This is a genomic window from Plastoroseomonas hellenica, assembly GCF_018129085.1.
GTDB lineage: Bacteria > Pseudomonadota > Alphaproteobacteria > Acetobacterales > Acetobacteraceae > Plastoroseomonas > Plastoroseomonas hellenica.
The window spans coordinates 1-19,081 of record NZ_JAAGBB010000080.1 but is presented as its reverse complement, the minus strand read 5'-3'; the positions used below and the strand labels follow the sequence as shown (position 1 = coordinate 19,081).

Sequence of the window (19,081 nt, the reverse complement as noted above, 5' to 3'; positions counted from 1 at the left end):
CCCGGGGCTCGCGGCGCGCGATCCGCGGGCGATCCGGGCCGGGCTCGGCCTCGCGGTCTTCGCGGCGCTGGTGATGGCCGGCGACAGCACCGGCGAACGCCTGCGCCGCGCCTTCGAGCCGGGCTTCGCCGCCGCCGCCCCGCCGCCGGTGATGCGGGTCGAGGCCTGGGCCACGCCACCCGCCTATACCGGTGCCGCGCCGGTCTTCCTGGCGTCCGAAGGTGGCGCCGTGACCTTGCCGCAGGGCAGCCGGCTGCAGGTCTCGCTGTCCGGCGGCGTCGGCGAGGCGCCGTCGCTGGCGCTCGATTCCAACGAGGTCGCCATGCGCTCGCTGGATCGCGCCAGCTTCGTGGGTGAGACGGTACTGGAGCGCGGCGGGCGGCTGCGGCTGACCCGCGACGGGCGGCAAATCGCGGCCTGGACGGTCACCGTGCAGGCCGATGCCCCGCCCCGGGCGCTCTTTACCGAACCGCCGGCGCGGGCGCAGCGCGGCCTCACCATACGGCTGCCCTGGCGGGCCGAGGACGATTGGGGCGTCGCGGCGCTGCGGGCCGAGATCCGCCTGGCCGCCCGCCCGGATGCCGAGCCGCACCGGCTGGACATCCCGCTGCCCGGCGGCAATCCCCGCACCGCACAGGGCGCGGCGCAGCCGGACTTGTCCGCGCATCCCTGGGCAGGGCTCGATGTGAGCGTCCGGCTGACTGCGCGCGACGGCGCCGGGCAAGAAGGGCAGTCGGAGAGCGTCACGCTGACGCTCCCCGAGCGCAGCTTCAACCATCCCGTGGCGCAGGCGGTGATCGCGCTACGCAAGGCGCTGTCGGTCGACCCGACGGCACGGGAGCCGGCCTGGCGCGCGCTCGATCGCATCGCCGCGGCGCCGGAGGCCTTCGAGCATGATGCCGGTACTTTCCTGGCGCTGCGCTCCGCCCGCCATCGCCTGCAGCGCGACCGACGCCCGGCCGCTGTGGACGAGGTGCAGGCGATGCTCTGGGAGGTCGCGATCGCGCTGGAGGAAGGTCGCGCCGACCGTACCGCCCGCGCGCTCGCCGCCGCTCGGGAGGCGCTGCGCGAGGCGCTCGACGAAGCCCAGCGCAGCGAGGACACCACGCCCGAGCAGCGCGCGGAGCTTGAGCGCCGCATTCAGGAGCTGCGCGAAGCGGTGCGCCGCCATCTGGAGGCGCTGGCCGAGCGGTTGCAGCAGCAGAATGCGGAGGCGATGCCCTTCGACCCGCGCAGCCGACTGATGGACCGGCGCGAACTCGACCGCCGTACCGAGCGCATGCGCGACGCGGCCCGCGAGGGCCGCACGGAGGACGCGCAGCGCGAGCTCGCCGAGCTCGAGGAAATGCTGCGGGCGCTGGAGGAGGGGCGGGTCGCGAGCCCCGAGCAGCGCCAGCGGCAGGAGCGCCAGCAGCGCGGCCGCCAGCAGATGGGCGCCGTGCAGGACCTCGTGCGGCGCCAGGGCGACATGCTCGACCGCGGCCAGCAGCGCGCCGAGGAGGCCGATCGCCGCACCGGTGCCGAGCGCCGGCAGCCACAGCGCCCGTTCCAGCAGCCCTTCCAGCGGCCGGGCGAGCAGCCCCAGACGCCGCCGCAGGGACAGGCGCAGGCGACCCCGGACGCCGCCGCGGATGCCCGCCGCCAGCGGGCGCTGCGCCGCGCGCTCGGGGAGCTGATGCAGCAGTTTGGCGACCTGACGGGCGAGGTGCCGGAAAGCCTCGGCCGCGCCGACCAGGCGATGCGCGAGGCCGGGGAGAATCTGGGCGAGGGCCGCGACGCGCGCGACGCCCAGGGCCGGGCGATGCGGGCGCTGATGGAAGGCGGCCGCCAGATGGCGCAGCAGATGCAGCGCCAGGGCATGGGTCAGGAGGGCGAGGAGGACGGCGAGTCGCAGGATGCCGCAGGCAGCCAGCAGCCGGGCGGTGGCGAAGGCGAGCAGGGCCAGCAGCAGGGCGAGGGCCGCGACCCGCTCGGCCGCCGCCAGCGCGACACCGCGGGCGCACAGGACAACGGCTCCGACACGCGCGTGCCCGAGGAGGCAGAGGTGCTGCGCACCCGCCGCCTGCAGGAGGAGCTGCGCCGCCGCGGTGCGGAGCGGGAGCGGCCGCCGACGGAACTCGACTATATCGACCGCCTGCTCAGGCAATTCTGAGCGCGGCCGTCCCAGGACTTGAGGTCTACAATCCAACCGCGCGGTAGGCGCGCTCGGCGGGCGGCCAGGCCCGGACCAGATCGTCGCGCCGCGTCACCACGCCGACGACCGTGCCGACGATCACCGCGACCGTGACCAGCCAGGCGACGAGCAGCCCAGTGCGCCGCACCGGGGCGGGCGGCGGCGGGGCAGGCTCGGCTGGCGGCGGCTCGGGCGGGGGTGGTTCGGCCGGGGGTTCTTCCGGCATCGGCTCGGGCGGTGGCGGCGGCTCCTCGTCCAGCGGTGCTGGCGTCCATACCCGGCCGCAACGGGCGCAGCGCATGGCGCGGGGATTACCGACCAGCAGATGGTCGGGGACATCGTATTCGGCGGCACAGTCGGGGCAAGCGATCCGCATGCGTTGCAAGGTGGACAGGTGGCGCTGCCGGCACAAGCCCAAGGCGGCCACCCACCGATGGTTGAGGCGTGCCTAGCTGCCATGCCATGGATGGCCCATGGAGCGTTCCGGCCCCGTGGTCCGATTCGATGCGGTCGGCCTGGCCTATCCCGCCCCCGGCGGCGGGCTCGGCGCCGAAGTCCTGCGCGGGGTGTCGCTCGCGCTCGACGACGGCTCCTTCACCTGGCTGCTCGGTCCCTCCGGCGCCGGCAAGACCTCCTTGCTGCGGCTGATGCACGCCGCGCTGCGCCCGACCCGCGGCGCGGTGGAGGTGCTGGGCGTCGGCACCGGCGCCGCGCCGCGCCGCACCCTGCCGGAATTGCGGCGGCGGATCGGTGTGGTGCACCAGGATCTGCGTCTGCTGCCGCACCTCTCGATCTTCGACAATGTCGCGCTGCCGCTGCGCCTGGGGCGCCGCCCGGAATCGGTGATCGCCGAGGATGTCGCGGAGATCCTGCGCTGGATCGGCCTGGATCACCGGGCGCATGCGCGGCCGGAGGAGCTCTCCGGGGGCGAGCAGCAGCGCGCGGCGATCGCCCGCGCGGTGGTCTGCCGCCCGACCCTGTTGCTGGCGGACGAGCCGACCGGCAATGTCGATGCGTCGCAGGCACGGCGGCTGCTGGCGCTCTTCGCGGAGATGAACCGCCTCGGCACCACCATCGTCATCGCGACCCATAGCGAGGATCTGGTGCAGCGCTTCCCGGCGCCGGCCATGCGCCTCGAACGCGGGCGGATCCGTGGCCATGACGAGGGCTGAGCGGGCGCGGCGGCGCGCGGGGGCCCGCGATCCGCTCGGGCTGCGGCGCGCCATGTCGGACCGGCTGCTGCAGGCGCTCATCGCGGCGATGGCCCTGCTGGCGGCGCTGACTTTCGCCGGCGCGCGGGCCGCCGACGGTTTCGCGGAGCGCTGGCGGAGCGGTGCCGAATCGGCGGTGACCGTCCAGGTGCCGGAGCCGTCGCTGACCCGCATGGCGCTGGCGCTCGGCGTCCTCTCGGTGATGCCGGAGGTGGCGGAGGCCAATCCGGTCGATGGCGAGCGCATGGCCGAGCTGCTGCGGCCCTGGCTCGGCGATCAGCCGGCGCTGCCGTTGCCCGGGGTGATCGAGGTCCGGCTGCGCGACCTCAACGCCGATGTCGCGCTGATCGGCGACCGGGTGGCGGAGGCGGTGCCGGGTGCGGTGACCGAGGCGCATGGCGTCTGGGTGGCGCGGCTGGCGGCGCTGGCGCGGGGGGTGCGCGGCATGGCGCTGGCGGCGCTGGCGCTGGTGGTGCTGATCGCGGTCGCCGTGGTGGCCGTCGCGGTCAGAACCGGCATTGCGGCGCGGCAGGAGAGCGTGCTGGTGCTGCACCAGCTTGGCGCGACCGGGTCGGAGATCGCCGGCCGTTTCGCCCGGCGGGCGGCGGCGCTGGCGTTCGGCGGCGGGGCGGCAGGCGCGGCGCTGGCGGTGCCGGCCTTTTTCGTGCTCGCCCGGCTGGCGCAGCCCTTCGGCGACGCGGTGCCGACAGAGGGCCTCGGCGGCCTGCCCTGGGACCGGGTGCCCTGGATCGACCTGGCGCTGGTGCCATTGGCGGCAGCAGCGATCGGCTGGCTCACAGCGCAGGCGGTGGTGCGGCGATGGCTGGCGCGGCTGCCGTGAGCACGTCCGATCACCGTAGGGCGCAGGCGGCGGAGCCGCCGAGTACCGAAGGCGTGAATCGGACGGGCCTCTGTGCAAGCGCGTCCGATCGCCATAGGGCGCAGGCGGCGGAACCGCCGAGCACCGAAGGCGTGAATCGGACGGGCACTCCCGGAAGGCGCCTGCTTCTGCTGCTCTCGGCCGTGCAGGCGGCGGTGCTGGCCGCGTTGTTCGGCGGCTTCCTCTGGTTCCAGGGCCATGTCGCCGCGGCGCCGGAGGCGCCGGCGGAGAAGACCGACGGCATCGTCGTGCTGACCGGTGGCGCCGAACGGGTGGAGACCGCGCTCCGGCTGCTCGCGCAGGATCGGGCGCGTCGGCTGCTGGTGACCGGCGCGCATCGCAACGCCAGCTTCGCCGACATCGCGGAGGCGGCGGGTTTCGACCCGGCACCGCTCGCCGCCCGGGTCACGGTCGGCCGCGCGGCGGCGACGACGCGCGGCAATGCCGCGGAGACGGCGGCCTGGGTCCGGGCCGAGGAGCTGCACAGCATCCGGGTGGTGACCGCCGGCTACCACATGCCGCGGGCGCTGCTCGAAATGCGCCGCGTGCTGCCGGATGTGCGGCTGGTCGCCCATCCGGTCCTGCCGGCCCGGCTGGCGGCGGCGGGCGCGCTGCCCTGGGCGCGGCGATGGTCGCTCCTGCTCGGCGAATATGCCAAATGGCTGCTGGCACAGGCGGGGCTGTCCTCGCTCACGCCGGTGCGCGGCGATGCACGGGACCGCTGAGGATGTGGTCCCGTCACCGCCGCCCGCGCTGACGATTTCCGGACGGGCCCGCGCCTGCGCCGGCTGAAGGATGGTTCATGCGTTTCCTGCGTTCGTTGCTGTTCAACCTGATCTTCCTCCCCTTCACCGCCCTGACCTGTGTCCTGGGACAGGTCCTGCTGCTGGGCCCGCCTGCCCGCCTGCACGCCTATGTGCGCGCCTGGGCACGGGCGGTGCTGTGGCTGCTGCGCGTCATCTGCGGCATCGACGCGCGGATCGAGGGGCGGGAGCACCTGCCGCCGGGGGCCGCCATCATCGCGGCCAAGCACCAGTCGACCTTCGACACCATCATCTGGCTGCTGGTGGTCGACCGCCCGGCCTATGTGCTGAAGCAGGAATTGATGAACCTGCCGCTCTGGGGCGCGCTGGCGCGGCGCTGCGGGCATATCGCGGTGGAGCGGGACGGTGGCGCCGCGGCGCTGCGCGGCATGGTCCGGAACAGCCAGGCGGTGCTGGCCGAGGGGCGCAAGGTGGTGATCTTCCCCGAGGGTACGCGCACCCAACCGGGGGAACGGGCGCTCTACCACCCGGGCGTGGCGGCCATGGCGATGGCGAGCGGCGCGCCGCTGGTGCCGGTGGCGACTGACAGCGGCCGCTACTGGGGCCGCCTCGCTTTCCACAAGCAGCCGGGCACCATCATCGTCGCGATCCTGCCGCCGCTGCCGGCAGGCCTGCCGCGCGCCGCCCTGATGGAGCGCCTGGAGACGGTCATCGAAACCGAAACAAAGCGGCTTTACTCTTAGTTCGCCGCAGACACCCCGCGGCCGGAGGCCGCCACCAATTCCTGCGGGGCGAGCGCAGCGATGCCCCGGGGCCGCGAATGCGGCCCCGCGCGCGACCATCAGCCGAGCCGGGCGTGCCCTGACAGCGCGTTAGCCAAGGCCGCGGATGCGGCCGCCGGCGCTTGAGGCATTATTCCGCCGCGGGCTCCGTCTCGCGGCGATAAGGGTGTGCCGGGTAGGCGCCGAGGATGCGCAGCTCCTTCGAGAAGAAGGCCAGTTCCTCCAGCGCGCGCCGGAGCGCCGGCTGCTCGGGATGGCCGTCGACGTCGCAGAGGAACTGGGTCGCGGTGAAATGGCCGTCGAGCATGTAGCTCTCGAGCTTCGTCATGTTCACGCCATTGGTCGCGAAGCCGCCGAGCGCCTTGTAGAGCGCGGCCGGCAGGTTGCGGACGCGGAAGACGAAGCTGGTGACGGTGTCGGCCGCGTCGACCGGCGCATCCTGGCGTTCCCGCGCCATGACATAGAAGCGGGTGGTGTTGTGGGCCGCGTCCTCGACATTCCGGCGCAGTATCTCGAGCCCGTAGATCTCGGCGGCGAGCGCGCTGGCGATGGCGGCGTCCTCGGTGCCGCCGCGCTCCGCAATCAGGGCGGCGGCACCGGCGGTATCGGCTTCGATCACCGGGGCGAGGTTCAGCTCGCGCAGGATGTTCAGCACCTGCCCGAGTGCCACGGGATGGCTGTGGGCGCGCTTGATGGTGGCGAGCGTCGCGCCCTTCGGCGCCATCAGGCAGTGCTCCACACGCTCGAAATGCTCGCCGATCACCGAGAGGCCGGATTCCGGCAGCAGGCGGTGGATGTCCGGCACCCGGCCGGCGAGCGAATTCTCGCAGGGCAGCATGGCGAGGTCGGCACGGGTTTCGCGCAGCGCCGCCATCGCCGCTTCGAAGGAAGGGCAGGGCAGCGTGGTCCAGCCCGGATAGGCGGCGCGGCAGGCGAGATCGGAATAGGCGCCGGGGAGGCCCTGGAAGGCGATGATGCTCATGGGATCAGTGATGTCCTGCCAAGGCCTTGCGGGCGCGTTCGAGATCGTCCGGGGTATCGACCCCGAAGGGTGCGTGGTCCACCCGGGCCGCGACGATGCGCATTCCGGCTTCCAGCGCGCGGAGCTGCTCCAGCTTCTCCCGCAATTCCAGCGGCGAGGCGGGGAGAGCGACGAAGCGCTCCAGCGCGGTGCGGCGATAGGCATAGACGCCGATGTGATGGAATAGCGGCCCCTCTCCCCAGGGGATCGGGTGGCGACTGAAATAGAGGGCGGGGGCGACGGCGGCGCCGTCCGGAAAGGCGCAGGCGCATTTGACGACCTGGCTGGCGGCCGCCTCCTCGGCCGAGGTGACGGGAGCGACGAGGGTCGCGATATCCGCTTCTCCACTGGCCAGGGCGCCGAGCAAGGTGACGAGCAGCGCGGGCGGCATGGTCGGCAGGTCGCCCTGCAGGTTGATCACCGCATCATGCTTCCCCTCCGGGTCCAGCGTCGCGAGGGCGCGGTGGACGCGGTCGGTGCCGCTCGGCACATCATCGGCGACCAGCACGGCGGTGCCGCCGGCGGCGCGCACGGCAGCCACGATCTCGGGCTCCCCGGCGGCGACGGCGACCGGGCCGAGCCCCGCTTCCCGCGCACGGTCGAGGACATGCACGATCATGGACTTGCCGTGGATATCGGCCAGCGGCTTGCCCGGCAGGCGTGTCGAGGCCATGCGGGCCGGGATCAGGATGATGGGGTTCAAAGCCAGGGTTTCCGAAGGCGCCGGGCGGCCCCGGACGGGTTGCCGCGGCGCAGCGTGGTCTATATGGTCCGGCGCGTTTTAGGCGAGGCAGCGCCTGGGCGAAAGCCCGGTCGCTGGCCCCGCCACTTGGCTGCGGTCGCGAAGGGCGGATCCGGATGGCGTCGACGAGTACGGGCAAGGATGCCCTGGGTACGAACAAGATTTTCGCCGCGGTGCTGACGGCCGGCGTGGTCTTCGGGCTGGCGGGCTTCCTCGGCAAGCTTCTCGTCCATCCGCACCAGCTCCATGAGGCCGCGATCCAGATCGGCGAGCCGCCGCCGCCACCCTCCGGTGCCCCGGCCGCCCCGGCGCTGGAGCCGATCACACCGCTGCTGGCGAACGCCAATCCGCAGAACGGCCAGCAGCTCGCGCAGCGGCTCTGCTCCTCCTGCCACACCTTCAACGAGGGTGGGCCGGCCCGCGTCGGGCCGAACCTCTACGGCATCGTCGGCAACCACCATGCCCATGCCGAGGGCTTCAACTATTCGCCCGCGATGCGCGGCAAGGCCAGCGTCCAGTGGAGCTATGAGGCGCTGAACGAGTTCCTGCACCGCCCGGCCAGCGGCGTACCCGGCACCCGCATGGCCTTCGCGGGCATCACCAGCAATGCGCAGCGGGCGGATGTCATCGCCTATCTGCGCAGCATCAGCCCGAACGCGCCGGCCCCCTGATGGGTGCCGTCCCCGCGGCCTATCTGGCGGCGGCCGAGCAGGCGGCGGCGATCTCGGGGGCGGTCATTCGCCCCCTTTTCCGTTCCGCCCTGCTGGTCGAGGCCAAGGGCGACGCCAGCCCGGTCACCGCGGCCGACAAGGGCGCCGAACGTGCGATCCGGGAATTCCTCGCGAAGACGCTGCCCCAACACGGCATCTGGGGCGAGGAATACGGGCCGGAGCGGGTGGATGCCGAATGGGTCTGGGTGCTGGACCCGATCGACGGCACCCGCGCCTTCGTCACCGGGCGGCCATTGTTCGGCACGCTGATCGCGCTGCTGCACAAGGGCGTGCCGGTGCTCGGCATCATCGACCAGCCGGTGACCAGGGAACGCTGGACAGGGGTTTCCGGCGAGGCGACACGCTTCGTCTCGCCGATGGGCGGCCAGCCGCGTTGCCGGCCCTGCGCCCGGCTGGCCGAGGCGGAGCTGTCCTGCACCGCGCCGGACCTCTTCGCCGAGGGCGATCGCCCACGCTTCGACCGCCTGCGCCGCGCCGCGCGCCGGGTGACCTGGGGCGGCGATTGCTACGGGTACGGCCTGATCGCGCTTGGCTTGGTCGATATCATCGCCGAGAGCGGGCTGAAGCCCTGGGACTGGGCGGCGCTGGTGCCGGTGATCGAAGGCGCCGGCGGCCGGGTGACGGACTGGACCGGCGCGCCCCTGCAGCTCGGCGCCGCCGGCGACGTGCTGGCGGTCGGCGATCCGGCCCTGCAGGCGGAGGCGATCGCACTGCTGCGGTAGCGGCACGACGCAGGGAGGGCAAAGCCTTCCCGGCTGTTGCGGCGCCCGCGGCGAACCCCCACTCTCCCGCCATGGACCGTCGTCGCTTCCTCGCCCTCCAGGCCGCCCTCGGCTTCGCACCCTTCGGCACCGGCCTCGCCGCCACCCCTGCCGGGCGCCCGGACGCCGACGGCGTCACCCGCACCCATGCGCTGTCGCTGCTCGGCGAGCCGTCGCTGCCGAAGGATTTCCCCCATTGGCCCTGGGTGAACCCGGATGCGCCGAAAGGCGGCGAGATCGTGCTGACCGCGCTCGGCAGCTATGACAGCCTCAACGCCTTCATTCTGCGCGGCACCCCCGCGGTCGGCATCACCAACATCTACGACACCCTGCTCAAGCCGAGCCCGGACGAGGCGAGCAGCGAATACGCGCATCTCGCCGTGGGCATCGAGCTGCCGGCCGACCGGATGTGGGTCGCCTTCACCTTGCACGAGCAGGCGCGCTGGCATGATGGCCGCCCGGTCACCGCCGAGGACGTGGTCTGGACCTTCGAGACGCTGCGCCAGAGCGGGCGGCCCTTCTACCGCGCTTATTGGGGCGACGTGACCGAATGCGTGCCGGAGGCGCCGAAGCGCGTCGTCTTCCGCTTCCGCTCCAACGAGAACCGCGAGCTGGCGCTGATCCTTGGCCAGATGCCGGTGTTGCCGAAGCATTGGTGGCAAGGGCGGGATTTCGCGCGGCCGCTGCTCGACCCGCCGCTCGGCTCCGGCCCCTATCGCATCGAGCGGCAGGAGCCGGGGCGCAGCATCGTCTATCGCCGCGTCGAGGATTACTGGGGCCGCGATCTGCCGGTGATGCGGGGCACCAACAACTGGGACGTCATCCGCTACGAGTACTTCCGCGACAACACCGTCGCCTTCGAGGCCTTCAAGGCTGGGCAGATCGACTTCCGCACCGAGAACATCGCCCGCGACTGGGCGACCGGCTACGACTTTCCGGCGATGCGCCGCGGCTTGGTGAAGCGCGACGAGATCCGGCACGAGCTTCCGACGGGTATGCAGGCCTTCGTCCTGAATCTGCGCCGGCCGCTGTTCCAGGATGCGAGGGTGCGGCGCGCGCTGATCGAGGTCTTCGACTTCGAGTGGATGAACGCCAACCTGTTCTATGGCAGCTATACCCGCACTGCCTCCTACTTCTCGAATTCCGACCTGGCGTCGAGCGGGCTGCCGCAGGGCGCCGAGCTCGCGGTGCTGGAACCCTTCCGGGCGCAGTTGCCGCCGGCACTCTTCACCGAGGAATACAAGCTGCCGGTCACCGACGGCTCCGGCAACAACCGCGATGCGCTGCGCCGCGCGCTGGTGCTGCTGCGCGAGGCGGGCTGGACGGTGCGCGACCGGCGCCTGGCGAACGCCCAGGGCCAGCCCTTCCAGTTTGAGATCCTGCTGAACGGCCCGAGCTATGAGCGGGTGGCCCTCCCCTATGTGCAGGTGCTGGAACGGCTCGGCATCACCGCCCGCGTCCGCACCATCGACCCGGCGCAGTACCAGGTCCGGATGGATGCCTTCGACTATGACATGACGATCGACGTCATTCCCCAGAGCCTGTCGCCCGGCAATGAGCAGCGCGACTTCTTCAGTTGCGAGAAGGCGCGGGAGAATGGCAGCCAGAACGTCGCCGGCATCTGCGACCCGGTGGTGGAGCAACTGGTGGAGCAGGTGATCAACGCGCCGGACCGCGACGCGCTGGTGGCGCGGACGCGGGCGCTGGACCGCGTGCTGCTCTGGCAGAACTACGTCATCCCGAACTGGCACAGCCGCACCTTCCGCATCGCCTATTGGGACAAGTTCGGCAGGCCGCCGCGCAACCCGCGCTACGCCCTCGGGCTCGACACCTGGTGGATCGAGGCGGCGCGGGTCGGCACGGTCGAAGAAGGGCGGCGCGCCGTCCAGCAGCAGTAGCGCCGTGGCCGCCTACCTCCTTCGCCGCCTGATCCTGGTGGTGCCGACGCTGTTCGGCATCATCCTGATCAACTTCGCCGTCGTGCAATTCGCGCCCGGCGGCCCGGTGGAGCAGATGATCGCCGAGATCCGCGGCCAGGGTCAGACGCTCGGCCGCATCACCGGCGAAGGCGGCGGCGAGGTGCGGCAGACACCGCGCCAACAGGGCGGCAACGAAGGCCCTTCCGGCAGCTATCGCGGTGCGCGGGGCCTCGACCCCGCAGTCGTCGCTGAGATCGAGCGCGCCTTCGGCTTCGACAAGCCGGCGCATGTCCGCTTCTTCGAGATGATGCGCGGCTACCTGTCCTTCGATTTCGGGCGGTCGCTGTTCCAGGACCGGCCGGTGGTGGATCTGATCCTGCAGAAGATGCCGGTCTCGATCTCGCTCGGCCTCTGGTCGACGCTGATCATCTACCTGGTGTCGATCCCGCTCGGCATCCGCAAGGCGGTGCGCGACGGGTCGCGCTTCGACGTCGCGACATCCGGCGTCGTATTGGTCGGCTACGCGATTCCGGGCTTCCTCTTCGCGATCCTGCTGGTCGTCTTCTTCGCGGGCGGCAGCTTCTGGCAGATCTTTCCGTTGCGCGGACTGGCATCGGCGGGCAGCGGCGGCTGGCCGTTCTGGGAGCGCGCCGCGGACTACGCTTGGCACATGGCGCTGCCGACGCTGGCGCTGGTGATCGGCGGCTTCGCCGGGCTGACCATGCTGACCAAGAACAGCTTCATGGACGAGATCGGCAAGCAATACGTGGTGACCGCGCGCGCCAAGGGCGCCGGCGAGACGCGCGTGCTCTACGGCCATGTCTTCCGCAACGCGATGCTGCTGATCATCGCCGGCTTCCCCTCCGCCTTCATCGGCATCCTCTTCACCGGCGCGCTGCTGGTGGAGATCGTGTTCTCGCTCGACGGGCTCGGGTTGCTGGGGTTCGAATCGGCGATCCGGAGGGATTACCCGGTGATGTTCGCGACGCTCTACATCTTCACCCTTCTCGGGTTGGTGATGCAGATCGTGGGCGACTTCACGTACACGTTGGTAGACCCCCGGATCGACTTCGAAGGGCGGCGCTGATTCTATTTCCTTGCATCTCGGCCCGATTGCTCTATATCAGTGTTCGTCAGCTTTGTTTGGTTTCGGCCTGCTCTCCAAGCTCGTGATCGAGCGCCGAGCCCGCTGCCCGCTCCCTCCCGAAGTTTGATCCGCCGTGCCTTCCTGCGCGGTGGCACCCAAAGCTTGAATGGAATATCCCATGGCCAATGGCACCGTGAAGTGGTTCAACGCCACCAAGGGTTACGGCTTCATCCAGCCTTCCGACGGCAGCGGTGATGTGTTCGTGCACATCTCCGACGTGCAGCGCTCCGGCCTGCAGGAGTTGCGCGAAGGCGCGAAGCTCTCCTACGACGTTCAGAGCGGCGACCGCGGCAAGGTCTCGGCCTGCAATCTGAAGCTCGACTGAGGTCTCGCTCGCGAGACCTGATTTCGGATGGGCGCCTCGGTGTCCCATCCGTGACGGCACCGCCTTCGCCCTCGGGCGAAGGCGGCGTCCGGCCGGCGCGATACGTTGCGCGAACGGCCCGATGGCATGGCCGATGTGGCCGCCATCTCAATCCCTACCAACAAGGAGTCTTTCGGCCGCCCGCACGCGGATGCGGCCGCACGTCATGACCATACTCACTCAAATGCGTTCGGATGCCGATACGCGGCATTCCCTATTTCTCAGCACACCCACCATGCCACTGCCCGCCGTCCAGGCCGCCAAGTGGCCCGAACCCTGCGGCCTCACCCCGGCCGAGATCCGGCAGATCGTCCTCGACGTGCTAGGGTAGAGTCAGGTCCCGTTCGGTGCCTGAGCGGGTGACGAGGCTCGCCGAAACAGCCAAGGGTTACCGGCGGCGGAATACCGCCGTCAGGTTGTTGGCCGGCATCGCCTCGATCGCCTCGACATCGAAATCCGCCGCAAGCGCGATAACCTCGTCGAGGTCGCGCACGCCCCAGCGCGGATCCCGCGCGCGCAGGCTTTCGTCGAAAGCAGCGTTGCTCGGCGCTGTGTGGCGGCCGTCGCGCAGGAAGGGGCCATAGAGCAGCAGCGGGGCGCCTGGCGGCAGCACCCGCGCGGCACCGGCGACCAGCGCCGGCGTCGCCTCCCACGGCGCGATATGGATCATGTTGCAGCAGAGCAGCGCATCGGCGCGGTCGATCGGCCAGGCGCCGGTGACGTCGAGCGCCAGCGCCGGGCGGATATTCGCCAGGCCCGCGGCCCCCGCATGCGCGTCGATGCTGGCCCGGGCGCCGGCATCCGGGTCGCTCGGCTGGACGGTGATGCCGGGCAGTGCCGCGGCGAAATGCAGGGCGTGTTCGCCCGTGCCGCTGGCGATCTCCAGCAGCAGCCCGCTCGCCAGCAGATGGCGGCGCAGCACCGCCAGGATGGCGTCACGGTTGCGCTGGGTAGCCGGGGCGTGGCGCCGGGGATCGTCCGTCATGCCGCTCTTGCTGAGCCGTACCGCCGCTCCGGTCAATTGGCCGGCACGGCAGGCCTTCCGGCAAAGTGTCATCGGATCCGGTGATTTCACCGGATCGGGAACTGATCTAGGGTCCGCCCCCCATGCGCTATATCTCCACCCGCGGCGAAGCCGCCCCCCGTGATTTCGAAGCCGTCCTGCTGGCGGGCCTTGCCGAGGATGGCGGGCTCTTCGTGCCTGCGGCCTGGCCGGAATTCTCCGCCGCCGAATGGCGCGGCCTGCGCGGCCTGCCCTATGCGGAACTCGCCGCGCGGATCATCCACCCCTTCATCGGCGACAGCCTGTCCTTCGAGACGCTGCGCACCATGACCCAGCGCGCCTATGCCGGCTTCGGCCATCCCGCCGTGGCGCCACTGGTGCAGACCGACACCAACACCTTCGCGCTGGAGCTGTTCCACGGCCCCACCCTGGCCTTCAAGGACATGGCGATGCAGCTCCTCGGGCTGCTGTTCGACCATGTGCTGGAGAAGCGGCGGGAGCGGGTGACGATCGTCGGCGCGACCAGCGGCGACACCGGCTCGGCCGCCATCGAGGCCTGCCGCGACCGCACGGCCATCGACATCGTGATCCTGCATCCCGAAGGCCGCACCAGCGATGTGCAGCGTCGGCAGATGACGACGGTGCCGGCGGAGAATGTCCGCAACATCGCGGTGCAGGGCAGCTTCGACGATTGCCAGGACCTGGTGAAGGCGATGTTCGCCGATGTCCCGTTCCGGGCGGAGATGCGGCTCTCAGCCGTGAACTCGATCAACTGGGCCCGGGTCGCGGCCCAGATCCCCTACTACGCCTATGCGGCGCTCGCGCTCGGCGCGCCGGACCGGGAGGTGGCGTTCAGCGTGCCGACCGGCAATTTCGGCAATGTGCTGGCCGCCTGGGCGGCGCGGCGCATGGGGCTGCCGATCCCGCGCCTGATCGTCGGCGCCAACCGGAACGACATCCTGGCCCGGTTCCTGGCGTCCAACGACATGACCGCGCGGGAGGTCGAGCCCTCCCTCTCGCCGTCCATGGACATCCAGGTCTCCTCCAATTTCGAGCGGCTGCTGTTCGAGCTGCTCGGCCGCGATGCCCGCGCCACCGCCGAGACCATGCGCCGCTTCCGCGCCGAGGGCCGGATGCCGGTGCCGGACGCCGCCTGGCAGCAGGCGACCGCGCTGTTTCAGGGCTTCGCCCTCGACGACCAGGGGACGCTGGCCGAGATCGGGCGCCTCCACCGGCAGAGCGGCTACCTGGCCGACCCGCACACCGCGATCGGCAGCGCCGCGGCCAAGGCCCTGGCACCGGCCGGGCTGCCAGTGGTGGTCGCCGCCACCGCCCACCCGGCCAAATTCCCGGATGCCGTGGAACGCGCGACCGGCATCCGCCCCCCTCTGCCGCCGCGCCTCGCCGACCTATATGAGCGGGAGGAACGCTTCACCGTGCTGCCGAACGACCTCGGCAGCATCGAGGCGGCCGTCCGCGCCCATGCCCGGCGCAACTAGCCAAGATTGCTTCGATCCAGGGCTATCATGGTCTAGCGTTCTGGTTTGGCCGCGCTTCCCGTCTTCGCCGATACCGGCCGGAGACGTTGGTGCTCTAGGGAACCCACAGCTTCATGTCCGACGCCGTCCGCCTGACCACCCTGCCGAATGGCCTGACCGTGGTCAGCGAAGCCATGCCGCGCGTCGAGACCGCCTCCTTCGGCGCCTATGTCGGCGCCGGCACGCGCAACGAAAGCGCCGCGGAGAACGGCGTCTCCCACTTCCTCGAGCACATGGCCTTCAAGGGCACGAAGAAGCGCGACGCCGCCGCGATCGCGCGCGAGATCGAGAATGTGGGCGGCCACCTGAACGCCTACACGGCGCGCGAGAGCACCGCCTATTACTGCAAGGTCCTGAAGGAGGATCTGCCGCTCGCCACCGACATCATCGGCGACATCCTGACCCATTCGACCTTCGCGCCGGACGAGTTGGAGCGGGAGCGCGGGGTGATCCTGCAGGAGATCGGCCAGGCCAACGACACGCCTGATGACATCGTCTTCGATCACTTCCAGGACACCGCCTATCCGCAGCAGCCGATGGGGCGCCCGGTGCTCGGCACCGAGGACAGCATCAAGGGCATGAAGCGGGAGACGCTGACCGGCTACATGACCGGCCATTACGGCCCCCATCGCATGGTCGTCGCGGCGGCCGGCGCGCTCGATCACGATGTCCTGGTCGGGTTGGTGCGCGAGCATTTCGCCGACCTGCCCGCCGTCGCCCCGCCGCCGCCCGAGCCCGCGCGCTATGAGGGCGGGGAGTTCCGGGAGGATCGCGACCTCGACCAGGTCCACATCGTGCTCGGCTTCCCCTCGGTGCCTTATGGGCACGCGCTCTACTACCCGACCCAGTTGCTCTCGACGCTGCTCGGCGGCGGCATGTCCTCGCGCCTGTTCCAGGAGATCCGGGAGAAGCGCGGGCTGGTCTATTCGGTCTATTCCTTCGCCACGCCCTTCCATGATTCCGGCATGCTGCAGATCTATGCCGGCACCGGAGAGAAGGAGGCGGCGGAACTCATGCCCGTGACGCTGCAGGAGCTGCTTCGCGTGCAGCGCGACGTGACGGAGGAGGAGCTGTCCCGGGCCAAGGCGCAGCTACGTGCCTCCCTCCTCATGTCGCTGGAATCGACGGGCAGCCGCACCGAGCAGCTCGCGCGCCAGATCCAGATCCATGGCCGCGTGATCCCGGTCGAGGAGACCAAGGCGAAGATCGCGGCGGTGACCGTGGAGCAGGTGCAGCAGGCGGCGGCGGCTGCCTTCCGCGGGCGTCCGACGCTCGCCACCATGGGCCCCGCCGGCCAGGTGCCGGGGGTGGCCGCGATCGCGGAGACCCTCGCCGCATGAGCCAACTCGACACGCTCTCTGGCCTGATCGCGGAAGCCCGCAAGGCCGGCGCCGATGCCGCCGATGCGCTGCTGGTGCGGAACGCCTCGCTCTCCGTCTCCCGCCGGCTCGGCAAGATCGAGCAGCTCGAGCGGTCGGAGGGCTTCGACATCGGGCTGCGCGTCTTCGTGGGCCAGCGGCAGGCGATCATCTCCTCGACCGACGCCGATCCGCGGAAATTCGCGGCCCTGGCGGAGCGCGCGGTCGCGATGGCACGGGTGGTGCCGGAGGATCCCTTCGCCGGCCTCGCCGAAGCGCGCAGCTTCGCCCAGCAGCCGCTCGACCTCGACGACGGGATCGAGCCTTCCGCCGAGGCGCTGCTCGAACGCGCCGCCGCAATCGAGGAAGCGGCGCTCGCGGTCCCCGGCATCACCAACAGCGAGGGCGGCGACGCGAGCTGGTCGCGCGCCACCATCGCGCTCGTGGCCTCGAACGGCTTCGCCGATCAGTACGTGCGCAGCACGCATTCGACCGCGATCTCCGTGGTCGCCGGCAGCGGCACCGGGATGGAACGCGACTGGGAGCATTCGGTCGCGGTCCACCTCGCGGACCTCGAGGATGCGGCGATGCTCGGCAAGCGCGCGGCGGAGAAGGCGGTGGCGCGGCTCAACCCCCGCCGGCCTGCGACCGCGCGGCTGCCGGTGGTCTATGACCCGCGCGTCTCCGGCTCGCTGCTCGGGCACCTGTCGGGCGCGATCAACGGCGCGGCGGTGGCGCGCGGCACCAGCTTCCTGAAGGACAGCCTGGGCAAGCCCGTGCTGGCGGCCGGGCTCACGGTGCGCGACGACCCGCTGCGGCCGCGAGGGCTGCGCTCCCGCCCCTTCGACGGCGAGGGACAGCCCGGCGCGCCGCTCGCCATCGTCGCGGATGGCGTGCTGACCACCTGGATCCTCGATACGCGGAGCGCCCGTCAGCTCGGCCTCGCTTCCACCGGCCATGCGAGCCGTGGCACCGGCGGGCCGCCGGGGCCCGCGTCCACCAATTTCTGGCTGGAGCCTGGGCATGTGACGCCGGGCGAGCTGATCGGCGACATCGCCGAGGGTCTCTACGTGACCGACCTGATCGGCATGGGCGTCAACGGCCTGACCGGCGATTACAGCCGCGGCGCTGCCGGCTTCATGATCCGCGACGGCGCGCTGGCCGAACCGGTCAGCGAGATCACCATCGCCGGGCGGCTGCAGGACATGTTCCGCAACATGATGCCGGCGAGCGACCTGCAGTTCCGCCGCGGCACCGACGCGCCGACCATCCGCGTCGATGGCCTGACGCTGGCCGGCGCATGAGCGGGCACCCCTGGGAACGCCCGCCGGCCGCGATGCTGCCGGAGGCGGTCGCAGCCCTGGCGGCGCTGGCAGAGGGACGGGCGGGTGACGCCGAAGCGACGGCGACGCTGGCGATCGTCACCGCGCATCAGGTGCCGGAATTGCTGGATGCCGGGCTGCTGCGCCCGGGCGACTTCGGCGACGCCGCTCTGGAAGCCATGGCGGTGGTGATCGACGCCGCCGCCGCCTGGGACGAGGACGAGGAGAGCCTTGAGGAGTTCGTCGCCGGGCTGGAGCCCGACGACCTCCGCAACGTCGCCGCCGCCGCCAGGCCCTGGGCGGCCGCGGTCTACGCCGACATGGTGCCCGAGGCGGCGAAGCGGGCGCGGTGATGCCATGCGCCTGGTCTTCCTGCATGGCCCGCCGGCCGCCGGCAAGCTGACCGTCGCGCGCGAGATCGCAGCGCTGACCGGCTTCCCCGTGTTCCACAATCATCTGGTCGTCGATGCCGTCGCCGCAGTCTTTCCCTTCGGAGCCGAGCCTTTCGTGCGCCTGCGCGAGCGCTTCTGGCTGGAGGTGCTGGGCGAGGCCGCCGCTGCCGGCCAATCCCTGATCTTCACCTTCGCACCGGAGCCGACCGTGACGCCCGGGTTCCCGGAGCGCGCGCTGGCGGCAGTGGCGACCGCCGGCGGCCGTGTCGACTTCGTGCGGCTCACGCTCCCGGACGCGGAGCAGGAGCGGCGGCTGGTGGACCCTGGCCGCGCCGCCTTCGGCAAGCTGCGGTCCCTGGATCTGCTGCGGCGGATCCGCGCCGACATGGCGGCCTGCGAAGCGGCGATGCCGGCCTCCGCCCTCACGATCGACACCGGCGCGGTATCGCCAGAGGAGGCGGGGCGCTTAGTAGTATCGACGCTCGGCCTGCCCGCCGCCCCGCCGGTGGCCTGAGAGCCCGTTTGAGAATGGCTGCGGGGCGTGCTGGCGGGTCTTTTCCGCCCCTGCCACGCCGGCCTCCTCGCCGATGCAACCAGCATCGGCTGCGTCACCCGACACGACAGGAACGAAAAATCCCTCGCCAGCCCACCTCCGCACCATTCTCAAACGGGCTCTGAAGCCATCGCAATTTGCATGGCCGTATCCTATATTCCCTGTAACGAAAGCCCCGCCGGAGACGCCATCCCCAATGTCCCCTTCCCGTCCCGCCTTCTTCCTCGCCGCCTTCGCGGCGCTGGCTCTGGTGCTCGCCCCCGCAATCGCGGATGCGCGCCCAGGCGGGCGCGGCTCCTCGGGCAGCCGCGGCAGCCGCACCTATGACGCGCCGGCGCCAACCCAGACCGCGCCCAACGCGGCGCGTCCCATGGACCGCACCATGACGCCGCCGGCGGCCCAGGCCGGGCCCGGGGCGGC

The 19,081-nt window shown here is 71.4% G+C and carries 19 protein-coding genes and 1 pseudogene; 16 read left to right on the top strand and 4 right to left on the bottom strand.

The window, feature by feature from the left end; genetic code table 11:
- A partial coding sequence (locus GXW71_RS32225) for a DUF4175 family protein (protein ID WP_211857631.1) occupies positions 1-2,152 on the top strand: 2,152 nt, incomplete at its 5' end.
- 25 nt (positions 2,153-2,177) lie between these two features.
- On the opposite strand, the gene GXW71_RS32220 is transcribed toward GXW71_RS32225, so the two are convergent.
- The gene (locus GXW71_RS32220; protein WP_211857629.1) at positions 2,178-2,549 is read right to left on the bottom strand and encodes a zinc-ribbon domain-containing protein; all 372 of its coding nucleotides are present in this window, start codon (positions 2,547-2,549) and stop codon (positions 2,178-2,180) included.
- Positions 2,550-2,646: 97 nt separating this feature from the next.
- Here GXW71_RS32220 and GXW71_RS32215 point away from each other — a divergent pair, with 97 nt between their 5' ends.
- The 4 genes from GXW71_RS32215 (at position 2,647) to GXW71_RS32200 (ending at position 5,771) form a co-directional block, all read left to right on the top strand.
- Complete coding sequence (locus GXW71_RS32215; protein WP_246527085.1) at positions 2,647-3,345, top strand: cell division ATP-binding protein FtsE; 699 nt, start codon at positions 2,647-2,649, stop codon at positions 3,343-3,345.
- On the top strand, positions 3,332-4,225 hold the full coding sequence (locus GXW71_RS32210; protein ID WP_211857627.1) for an FtsX-like permease family protein: 894 nt from the start codon (positions 3,332-3,334) through the stop codon (positions 4,223-4,225). Before GXW71_RS32215 ends, GXW71_RS32210 begins: the two co-directional genes overlap by 14 nt.
- A gap of 131 nt (positions 4,226-4,356) precedes the next feature.
- On the top strand, positions 4,357-4,989 hold the full coding sequence (locus tag GXW71_RS32205) for a YdcF family protein (protein ID WP_367617412.1): 633 nt from the start codon (positions 4,357-4,359) through the stop codon (positions 4,987-4,989).
- Between the two features lie 77 nt (positions 4,990-5,066).
- Positions 5,067-5,771 (top strand): lysophospholipid acyltransferase family protein, encoded by a 705-nt coding sequence (locus GXW71_RS32200; protein WP_211857623.1) that lies wholly within the window; start codon positions 5,067-5,069, stop codon positions 5,769-5,771.
- Between the two features lie 169 nt (positions 5,772-5,940).
- Here the strand turns inward: GXW71_RS32200 and GXW71_RS32195 are convergent, their stop codons facing one another.
- A complete protein-coding gene (locus GXW71_RS32195; RefSeq protein ID WP_211857621.1) occupies positions 5,941-6,792 on the bottom strand; it encodes a prephenate dehydratase in 852 nt (283 codons plus the stop codon).
- Positions 6,793-6,796: 4 nt separating this feature from the next.
- Positions 6,797-7,534, bottom strand: coding sequence for a 3-deoxy-manno-octulosonate cytidylyltransferase (locus GXW71_RS32190; RefSeq protein WP_211857619.1), 738 nt, complete (start codon positions 7,532-7,534; stop codon positions 6,797-6,799).
- A gap of 155 nt (positions 7,535-7,689) precedes the next feature.
- Here GXW71_RS32190 and GXW71_RS32185 point away from each other — a divergent pair, with 155 nt between their 5' ends.
- The 5 genes from GXW71_RS32185 to GXW71_RS32165 all read left to right on the top strand — a co-directional run bounded on the left by GXW71_RS32185 (position 7,690) and on the right by GXW71_RS32165 (position 12,456).
- Entirely contained in the window at positions 7,690-8,244 is a 555-nt protein-coding gene (locus tag GXW71_RS32185) for a c-type cytochrome (RefSeq protein ID WP_211857617.1), read from the top strand.
- Complete coding sequence (hisN, locus tag GXW71_RS32180; protein WP_211857615.1) at positions 8,244-9,026, top strand: histidinol-phosphatase; 783 nt, start codon at positions 8,244-8,246, stop codon at positions 9,024-9,026. Before GXW71_RS32185 ends, hisN begins: the two co-directional genes overlap by 1 nt.
- 71 nt (positions 9,027-9,097) lie before the next feature.
- Positions 9,098-10,963, top strand: coding sequence for an extracellular solute-binding protein (locus GXW71_RS32175; protein ID WP_211857606.1), 1,866 nt, complete (start codon positions 9,098-9,100; stop codon positions 10,961-10,963).
- Positions 10,964-10,967: 4 nt separating this feature from the next.
- Positions 10,968-12,071, top strand: coding sequence for a microcin C ABC transporter permease YejB (locus GXW71_RS32170; protein WP_211857604.1), 1,104 nt, complete (start codon positions 10,968-10,970; stop codon positions 12,069-12,071).
- 178 nt (positions 12,072-12,249) lie between these two features.
- Entirely contained in the window at positions 12,250-12,456 is a 207-nt protein-coding gene (locus GXW71_RS32165) for a cold-shock protein (protein ID WP_211857602.1), read from the top strand.
- A 427-nt stretch (positions 12,457-12,883) separates the two neighbouring features.
- Here GXW71_RS32165 and GXW71_RS32160 read toward each other — a convergent pair whose 3' ends face one another.
- Positions 12,884-13,480, bottom strand: coding sequence for a DUF938 domain-containing protein (locus GXW71_RS32160; protein WP_211857600.1), 597 nt, complete (start codon positions 13,478-13,480; stop codon positions 12,884-12,886).
- 122 nt (positions 13,481-13,602) lie between these two features.
- On the opposite strand from GXW71_RS32160, the gene thrC reads away from it, so the two are divergent.
- The 6 genes and pseudogenes from thrC to GXW71_RS32130 all read left to right on the top strand — a co-directional run.
- Entirely contained in the window at positions 13,603-14,997 is a 1,395-nt protein-coding gene (gene thrC, locus GXW71_RS32155) for a threonine synthase (protein ID WP_211857592.1), read from the top strand.
- A gap of 113 nt (positions 14,998-15,110) precedes the next feature.
- Entirely contained in the window at positions 15,111-16,376 is a 1,266-nt protein-coding gene (locus GXW71_RS32150; protein ID WP_211857590.1) for a M16 family metallopeptidase, read from the top strand.
- Positions 16,373-17,698 (top strand): TldD/PmbA family protein, encoded by a 1,326-nt coding sequence (locus tag GXW71_RS32145; protein ID WP_211857588.1) that lies wholly within the window; start codon positions 16,373-16,375, stop codon positions 17,696-17,698. Before GXW71_RS32150 ends, GXW71_RS32145 begins: the two co-directional genes overlap by 4 nt.
- Positions 17,695-18,069 carry a hypothetical protein gene (locus tag GXW71_RS32140; RefSeq protein ID WP_211857586.1) on the top strand — a complete coding sequence of 125 codons (375 nt, stop codon included), beginning with the start codon at positions 17,695-17,697 and terminating at the stop codon, positions 18,067-18,069. Before GXW71_RS32145 ends, GXW71_RS32140 begins: the two co-directional genes overlap by 4 nt.
- Before the next feature lie 4 nt (positions 18,070-18,073).
- A complete protein-coding gene (locus tag GXW71_RS32135; RefSeq protein ID WP_211857584.1) occupies positions 18,074-18,622 on the top strand; it encodes an AAA family ATPase in 549 nt (182 codons plus the stop codon).
- Positions 18,623-18,857: 235 nt separating this feature from the next.
- Positions 18,858-19,081 (top strand): annotated as a pseudogene (locus GXW71_RS32130) (Tim44 domain-containing protein); the annotation flags it as partial.

Bases quoted from the DNA above. Each gene is read 5' to 3' on its own strand.
- GXW71_RS32200 (WP_211857623.1), top strand. From the start codon at position 5,067: ATGCGTTTCCTGCGTTCGTTGCTGTTCAACCTGATCTTCCTCCCCTTC.
- GXW71_RS32185 (WP_211857617.1), top strand. From the start codon at position 7,690: ATGGCGTCGACGAGTACGGGCAAGGATGCCCTGGGTACGAACAAGATT.
- GXW71_RS32150 (WP_211857590.1), top strand. From the start codon at position 15,111: ATGTCCGACGCCGTCCGCCTGACCACCCTGCCGAATGGCCTGACCGTG.
- GXW71_RS32160 (WP_211857600.1), bottom strand. From the start codon at position 13,480: ATGACGGACGATCCCCGGCGCCACGCCCCGGCTACCCAGCGCAACCGT.
- hisN (WP_211857615.1), top strand. From the start codon at position 8,244: ATGGGTGCCGTCCCCGCGGCCTATCTGGCGGCGGCCGAGCAGGCGGCG.
- GXW71_RS32220 (WP_211857629.1), bottom strand. From the start codon at position 2,549: ATGCGGATCGCTTGCCCCGACTGTGCCGCCGAATACGATGTCCCCGAC.
- GXW71_RS32215 (WP_246527085.1), top strand. From the start codon at position 2,647: ATGGAGCGTTCCGGCCCCGTGGTCCGATTCGATGCGGTCGGCCTGGCC.
- GXW71_RS32135 (WP_211857584.1), top strand. From the start codon at position 18,074: ATGCGCCTGGTCTTCCTGCATGGCCCGCCGGCCGCCGGCAAGCTGACC.
- GXW71_RS32195 (WP_211857621.1), bottom strand. From the start codon at position 6,792: ATGAGCATCATCGCCTTCCAGGGCCTCCCCGGCGCCTATTCCGATCTC.
- GXW71_RS32165 (WP_211857602.1), top strand. From the start codon at position 12,250: ATGGCCAATGGCACCGTGAAGTGGTTCAACGCCACCAAGGGTTACGGC.
- GXW71_RS32210 (WP_211857627.1), top strand. From the start codon at position 3,332: ATGACGAGGGCTGAGCGGGCGCGGCGGCGCGCGGGGGCCCGCGATCCG.
- GXW71_RS32175 (WP_211857606.1), top strand. From the start codon at position 9,098: ATGGACCGTCGTCGCTTCCTCGCCCTCCAGGCCGCCCTCGGCTTCGCA.
- GXW71_RS32140 (WP_211857586.1), top strand. From the start codon at position 17,695: ATGAGCGGGCACCCCTGGGAACGCCCGCCGGCCGCGATGCTGCCGGAG.
- thrC (WP_211857592.1), top strand. From the start codon at position 13,603: ATGCGCTATATCTCCACCCGCGGCGAAGCCGCCCCCCGTGATTTCGAA.
- GXW71_RS32145 (WP_211857588.1), top strand. From the start codon at position 16,373: ATGAGCCAACTCGACACGCTCTCTGGCCTGATCGCGGAAGCCCGCAAG.